We start from the raw sequence: 7,035 nt of genomic DNA on the forward strand, positions 1-7,035 counted from the left end.
TAAGTTGTCATGCAGTCGCGCCTGTCAGATCATGATCTGCTGCTTAAATCCCGATTGCCCAAATCCCCTGAATCCCAATGGAAAGAAGTTTTGCCAAAGTTGTAGCACCCCATTGGTGTCACTTTTAAGAAATCGCTTCCGTGTCATCCGAGTCCTTTCAGATGAGGGGGGATTTGGCAGAACCTATCTATCAGAAGACGTAGATAAACTCAATGAACGCTGTGTTGTTAAGCAATTAGCTCCAAAATTCCAAGGAACTTGGTCGCAAAAAAAGGCGATGGAGTTGTTTGCAGAAGAAGCGCAGCGACTACAAGACCTTGGGGAACATCCCCAAATTCCGACTTTGCTAGCTTACTTTGAGCAAGATGGCTGTCTATACTTAGTGCAGCAGTTTATCAATGGGGAGAATTTGTTAAAGGAGTTGCAACAGCGCAAGGCATATAAAGCTAGCGAAATTCAATCTATTTTGCTAGATTTACTGCCCATCCTCAAATTTATCCACGATCGCAAAGTCATTCATCGGGATATCAAGCCAGAAAATATTATCCGCCATAAAAGTGATGGGCGATTAAGTCTGATTGATTTTGGTTCCTCAAAGCAATTCACCGCGAGAGTGCAGCAGAAATCTGGCACATCAATTGGTTCGCATGGTTATTCTCCCCTAGAACAGATTAGAGATGGTAAAGCTTTTCCCGCCAGTGACTTATTCGGTTTAGGGGCTACCTGCTTTCATTTGCTAACGGGAAATTCCCCCTTTCAGTTGTGGATGGAATCTGGGTACGCTTGGGTGAGTAATTGGCGGCAATATTTGCGGAGTCCATTAAATCCGGAGTTGGATTTTGTGATCGACAAGCTTTTGAAAAAAGACATTCAACAACGTTACCAGTCAGCCGATGAAGTCCTCAGAGACTTGACTCCAAAACAACTACTTGCACTACCACCAGCCGGAAAATCCTCTGGAAAAATACCACCAACTAAAGCCCCATATTTACCAAAAAGTTATCCCTTACTGAGAATTTTGATTTTGTTGAGTGCTTTGATTCTGTTGTTCGGATTCCAAAAATCTTGGTATAAACATTTTCGCCGGATTCAGACTAGTTTGGTTTCTAAGCTTCAGCACAATAGCCCTGGCAAAGATGAAGCGCTTTTAGGTCAACCCCCAAAGATTACCTTGGCAAAGGTTTCCTTAGCTAACACCCTCCAAGGACATGGAAACTCGGTTTTATCTGTCGCCATCAGCCCCGATGGCAAAACCATTGCCAGCAGTGGCGGCGATCGCACCATCAAACTTTGGAATCTAGCAACCGGAAAAGCAATCTCTTTACTCAACGGGCATTCTCAGCAGGTGAATGTCGTTGTTATCAGCCCAGACGGCAAAACTCTGGTTAGTGGTAGTGATGATAACACCATCAAAATCTGGAATCTGACAACGCGAAAGCAAATTCGCACTTTGCAGGGGCATTCTGACTCAATTCATGCCCTGGCCATCAGTGCTGATAGCGAGACTCTAGTTACTGGCAGTGATGACAACACCATCAAAATCTGGGATTTGGCAACAGGAGAGCAAATTCGGACACTGGCAGGGCATACATTTTGGGTGCGATCAGTAGCCATCAGCCCCGATGGTGTGATTCTTGCCAGTGGTAGTTTTGACAAAACTATCAAAATCTGGAATCTAACAAAGGGATACCCAATCCGCACACTAGAAGGAAATTCTCAAACCGTAACAACCGTAGCAATTAGCCCAGATGGGAGAACTTTAGCCAGTGCTAGCCGTGATCGCACCATCAAACTTTGGAATCTACCTACGGGAAAAGAAATTCGCACACTGGCGGGACATGACAACACTGTCACATCCGTAGCCTTCAGTGCCGATGGTAAAATTCTTGCTAGTGGTAGCCGCGATCGCACCATCAAATTGTGGAATCCAGCTACAGGAGAAGAAATGCTCACATTGGCAGGGCACACCAACACTGTGACATCCGTCGCTTTCAGTCCTGATGGCAAGACCCTTGTCAGTGGTAGTGAAGACAATACTATTAAGATTTGGCAGTTGTCTCAGTGAAAATCTCTCCTCTGGTAGAGGAGAGTAAAACTAAATTGTCTAATATAGCTTTCCACCTTAGCGTTGCGGGACGTACCCCTACGGGGAAGCAAGCTACGCGTTAGCGTCTCCAAGAGTTGTCCGGGGCGCGGCATGAACCAAAAAATCTTTTATCTAAAATCTAAAATTCGTAGTCAATTGTGAATTATGGGTATGCACACTTATGTCATGAAAGTCTCACGCAAAAATGCAAAGGAAAACCTATAAAATCATCTGGGATTTATTTATGCAATATTTGAATTATTAAGCCCACCCCTGACCAAAATCACTGGATTTTTAAACCAGAAACGATCGCTGTGGAAATATTGCTTTCACTTCTGGGCATCTGTCATCCCTGAAGACGTAATTTTTAGTTTTAAAAAGAAATATTTCCCCTTCTGGAATCGAGCTAGCTTGAATGCGATCGCTAACTACACTATTGCCTAATTTGCCATGCATCGGAATCTATATGTATACCAAAATCCTTATTTGGCTGATTACAAATGCAACTTTAAGCAGATTTATATTTGCAGCTAAAGATTGATGCTGGCGCTGTCAGAACTTAATAAACTTTAATTATAATTAAGAGCAATTTAACTGAGGAATGTGATCGTGAAACGCTTTAATGTCTCTAAAATTCTGGGAAGTAGTGTTCTAGCTTTAAGTTTGGCTACGTTACCCACAGTTCTACCTGCTTCTGCTCAGACAACAACCACTCCTGATCCTAGTGTTACAAATACTACTACAGATCGCACTGCTACTGACGGAAATCATCGGGATGGTGATTGGGGTTTACTGGGCTTGCTCGGTTTATTTGGTTTATTTGGTCGCAAGAGCCGCAGAGGCGATGATATTATAGGTAATGGTGACTCTAATGTGGTAGGCTCCTCTGGCTCCCGTTCTAACTTTTAGGCAGCATGTAAAAATAAGTTGTACAAATTTGATTTGGAATGGGTTGCTAAATATAGCTTTCGCATGAAAAATGTTCTGGCTATTTTTACACGCCTCCTTAATAAAGAATTGCGTTGTAATTTGGCGTAAGTTCTAAAGATAATTATAGGTAAAGCCTGCATTAGCAGGCTTTGTTTGTGTGTTTATATTTTTTTGTATACATATAATTGATAAAAAATGGAAGATTCAGTATTTATTATATTTCTTGCCTTTGGGTGTATTTGGATTTTGATGGGAGTTGTAGGTTGGATTGCCTTTTTAAAATCTGAGGGTGAGGAAATTAAGTTTGGCAAGTGGGGACTTATAGTTGCTATTCCAATCCTAATACCAATAATTGTTACTTTGATTATTGGCATATTTTATCATTAACTGTTAATTGCACCCTTAACCGAAATCACTGTACTTTCTATACCAGAGGCGATCGCTAAACCTCTTCTAGGCTGCCACCAGGTGCGAAAGCGGTGATTCATATCAATTTTGGATTTTGGATTTTGGATTTTGGATTACGAGTCTCTTAATCCTCTGATTTCTAAGGAGGAAAAGAGAGGATAAAGCCTTAACCCAAGTGTATTGGACTACATAAGTACTGTCTTCAATTACGAATTACGTTAGCGTAGCGTCATTACGAATTATTTAATTGCTTCTCCCCGTGGTGGATAGCCCTTCTACTATCAGAGATGGAGTATAACAAGAACCATTCCAATCAGCATCGTTGCCTAGTGCAACCAATTGCTTCAGGGCTATGTAGACATTACCTGCAACCATCGTATCTTTAACGCGCCCAATTACGTGACCATTTTGCACGCGGTAGCCTAAATCAACGTTGATTGAAAAATCTCCAGAAATACTGCCGCCATCACCCAGCATTTGATCCACAATTAAGCCATCATCTAGTTGTTGAATTAAATCTGGTAGTGATGCCGAACCTGGCTGGATGAGAAAATTAAATAAACCAGGAGTGGGATAGCTACCTAAACCAGGGCGAAAACCATTTCCAGTGGTGTCAGTACCCAGTTGGCCTCCGGTGGTACGATCGCTATAGAAACGCTGTAAAATCCCGTTTTGAATAAATACTAAAGATTGAGTCGGAGTGCCTTCATCATCAAAAGGACAACTGTAAGGGCCCGCTTTCGGGTCTTGGTAGAGGGTAAGGCTGGGTACAACTACTTGCTTGCCCAAACGTTCTGCCCAAGGCGAAGCTACTTCTAAAACTCGCTTACCATTCAAAGCTTCTTGCACAGTACTCCAAAGCATATCGGCGGCTTTAGAAGTGAACAAAACCGGGACGCGACCAGTAGGAGGTGAGACATTTTCTCTGGCCCAAATTAACCTCTGTAAAATTTGATTAGCTAATCTCTCAGGGTGGAGTTCGCCCCGCTTAGTTTCACCATCGGAAACACTTAAAAAATCATCGCCACGCACCCATTCTGCTGATATGTAGCAGCTGAGAGTAGTGTCAGTGTAGTGACAATCTAAACCTTTGGTATTGATTAGTCTAGTGGTTTCAACATCACATTCCCAGTCACCATTGCATACAACATCGGCATTGGCATCACGGATGAGTGCGATCGCTTCTTTGCCCCAATCTACCAAAATCTCTATCGGCACACTTTCCCCTATATCTGGGTAGGAGGGCTGAACGTTAGAGCCTAATTCTACTGTTTCTGGTTGATTGAGTTGACTTAGTGCCAGAGCTTTTTCCACCATCACTTCGGCGAGGACAGAACCGTAAGCCACCGTAAGTCCCGGACGCCCGTTTCGCCAAAGCCGCAATGCTGTGCCTTCAGATTGGTTGGTTTCTAGCTGTTTGAGTCGGTTTGCCTCAAAAAACACTGGACGAGAAAGCGATCGCGACTGATACACCTCAGCAGCTTCGGCTCCAGATTTTATCGCTAGTTCCAGCAACTGTTCGGCTAGTGTATCTTGTGACAAATTTTCAGAAACCATGACCCTTAGTGCATTGTGGATTTTGAACCGCATATCAACGCTGTCTCAAGAAAAGTGCGATGTCTACGACGGGCTATTCGGCGTCGCACTTTTTGCTGATGGAGGCAGCATAACTATCAAAAAATTATCAGCGTGCCTTTGCAGTTGTGATTTGGAAGTGCAGATCAATGCTGATGAACGCAGTTAATTATCCCAAATCATCGCCATGTCTTAACGGATCTTAGCGATCGCCATTTTTAATCATTAGTCATTTCTGCCCAATGTCCTTTTTCAGAGGTTAACCTCTTGCAACAGCCAAAAACCAGCAAAAGATTCTGCTTTGGGATCAGACTGGACACCGAGAAAATGCACCCCATTAGCTTTTTGCTTGGCTTCTTCAAAACCTTTGGCTTCTGCTAAGATTTGAGGTTTTTTGATATTTGCCACAATCCAGCTTTCAGTTACACCAGTTTCTAAAAGCAATCTCGCCTCTTCGCTGCTGTCAAATCTTAAGAAAGCCAACTCCAAACCAGACATCCAGCCTGCCAAGGGCAACGCTCTAGATGAGAAAATCAAAATACCAGGAATACGGGCTTCGGGTGAAACTTGCGCCAACTCTAGGGGGAAAGCTTCACCAAAGCCAATTTCCCACTCTGGCATATCTGCAAAATCCGCAGCATCTAAGGTAACAAATACCCACTGCTGTCCTTCCAAAGCATCTGGTAAACGTTGCGGCAAAGGTTTTTCTAAACGGACTGAAGGATTAGTCCCCCCTTGATACCCTGATTCTTGAGGATACACTTCCTCCATCCGCTGTTCTAACCATTGGTTGAGAAGCAAAGTGCGGCGGCTAGGCTGGGCGGGAATGCCCAAGTCTTGGCAAGCTTTAGTAATCATGTTGTTCATTTGGCGGCGGAAAAAGCGGATTTTAATTGGTGCTTTTCCAGCTTTGTTAATAGCCTCCTGTAATGCTGTCCGCAACCAGCCTGAATTTACCTGGGTACTGGGACAATATTGAGCATAGCGAAACAAAGAATCTGCTTTTGTGCTGATATCCAAGGGACTTTCGCAGACTAAAACTTCCCAAATTTTTTTCTGATTAGCGTCCAATATCGGACGGGAGTAAAAATCGATTTCCCAAATACTGCCCATGTTTTGCGGTAAAAATCTGGCTGTTATGTTTTCCTGATATTTTGATCATACGAGTGTTAGGGCAGCATTGGGCATTGGGCATTAGGAATGCAGATTTTGAGTATCTGAGGTAGATGAACGGAGTTCTGAGGTGGATGAACGGAGTTCTGAGGTGGATGAACGGAGTTCCGAGGTGGATGAACGGAGTTCCGAGGTGGATGAACGGAGTTCCGAGGTGGATGAACGGAGTTCCGAGGTGGATGAACGGAGTTTCGAGGTGGATGAACGGAGTTCTGAGGTGGATGAACGGAGTTCTGAGGTGGATGAACGAGTCTCTGAACTTAATGCTTCAAATTCTAAGGGAACTCGAAAAAATAAATTATCCAATTTCTGGAATAAAAACGATGTTCCATCCCCAGCTAAGGAACGTGGATTAAATAAAATACAAAACTTCATCCTCTATCTTGCTTCCCTCTCCTTTACAAGGAGAGGGATTGAGGGTGAGGTAAGTCAGGGACATAAATTGTATGTTATTTAATTCTTATTCCTAAGTGCCCCCTACTCCTTTACCATAAAAGCGTTCGCGTAGCGTCCCGCAGGGATGGGATATCTTTTTATTTAGAAGTCCCTAACTCTTCACCATCTCCCTTATTTCTCATGACAGTTTGAGAAATTACAGTATAAATAACCTGTTATAGATAATTTATATGAGTAGATTGCAGAAATTTGGCTATTGGACTTATGTCTTCTCAACTATTGTTATAAGTTTACTTGTACTCCGAGTTAATTTTTGCCTGTTAACAGTGTCAGCCAAAGATTATGCACCTGGAAAACTTAGTCCTGATGCACTAATGCAATTAAAGAACATCAAACGACGGTTAAATGCAGGTGAAGGAAAAACGATGCAGGCGTTTTTCCCAGAAGGATGGTTTTTTAGCCATATA

General features: G+C 43.0%; 8 protein-coding genes. 5 read left to right on the forward strand and 3 right to left on the reverse strand.

The genetic code is table 11. The annotated features are described in order from the left end of the window. Positions 1-31: 31 nt before the first annotated feature. On the forward strand, positions 32-2,065 hold the full coding sequence (locus V7K21_RS25675) for a serine/threonine-protein kinase (protein ID WP_335178232.1): 2,034 nt from the start codon (positions 32-34) through the stop codon (positions 2,063-2,065). 315 nt (positions 2,066-2,380) lie between these two features. Here V7K21_RS25675 and V7K21_RS25680 read toward each other — a convergent pair whose 3' ends face one another. Next, entirely contained in the window at positions 2,381-2,542 is a 162-nt protein-coding gene (locus V7K21_RS25680; protein ID WP_335178234.1) for a hypothetical protein, read from the reverse strand. Between the two features lie 153 nt (positions 2,543-2,695). On the opposite strand from V7K21_RS25680, the gene V7K21_RS25685 reads away from it, so the two are divergent. Continuing rightward, complete coding sequence (locus V7K21_RS25685; RefSeq protein ID WP_335178236.1) at positions 2,696-2,995, forward strand: WGxxGxxG family protein; 300 nt, start codon at positions 2,696-2,698, stop codon at positions 2,993-2,995. A 216-nt stretch (positions 2,996-3,211) separates the two neighbouring features. Beyond that, complete coding sequence (locus V7K21_RS25690) at positions 3,212-3,403, forward strand: hypothetical protein (protein ID WP_335112920.1); 192 nt, start codon at positions 3,212-3,214, stop codon at positions 3,401-3,403. A gap of 264 nt (positions 3,404-3,667) precedes the next feature. Here V7K21_RS25690 and V7K21_RS25695 read toward each other — a convergent pair whose 3' ends face one another. Next, a complete protein-coding gene (locus V7K21_RS25695; RefSeq protein ID WP_335178238.1) occupies positions 3,668-4,981 on the reverse strand; it encodes a TldD/PmbA family protein in 1,314 nt (437 codons plus the stop codon). On the opposite strand from V7K21_RS25695, the gene V7K21_RS25700 reads away from it, so the two are divergent. Then, entirely contained in the window at positions 4,980-5,168 is a 189-nt protein-coding gene (locus V7K21_RS25700; protein ID WP_334795015.1) for a hypothetical protein, read from the forward strand. The genes V7K21_RS25695 and V7K21_RS25700 overlap by 2 nt on opposite strands. Positions 5,169-5,251: 83 nt before the next feature. On the opposite strand, the gene V7K21_RS25705 is transcribed toward V7K21_RS25700, so the two are convergent. Continuing rightward, positions 5,252-6,112 carry a Tab2/Atab2 family RNA-binding protein gene (locus tag V7K21_RS25705; protein WP_335178240.1) on the reverse strand — a complete coding sequence of 287 codons (861 nt, stop codon included), beginning with the start codon at positions 6,110-6,112 and terminating at the stop codon, positions 5,252-5,254. Positions 6,113-6,242: 130 nt separating this feature from the next. Here V7K21_RS25705 and V7K21_RS25710 point away from each other — a divergent pair, with 130 nt between their 5' ends. Next, on the forward strand, positions 6,243-6,629 hold the full coding sequence (locus tag V7K21_RS25710; protein ID WP_335178242.1) for a hypothetical protein: 387 nt from the start codon (positions 6,243-6,245) through the stop codon (positions 6,627-6,629). The last annotated feature ends 406 nt before the right edge of the window (positions 6,630-7,035 follow it).

Origin of the sequence: Nostoc sp. (genome assembly GCF_036919595.1) — a bacterium.
GTDB lineage: Bacteria > Cyanobacteriota > Cyanobacteriia > Cyanobacteriales > Nostocaceae > Nostoc.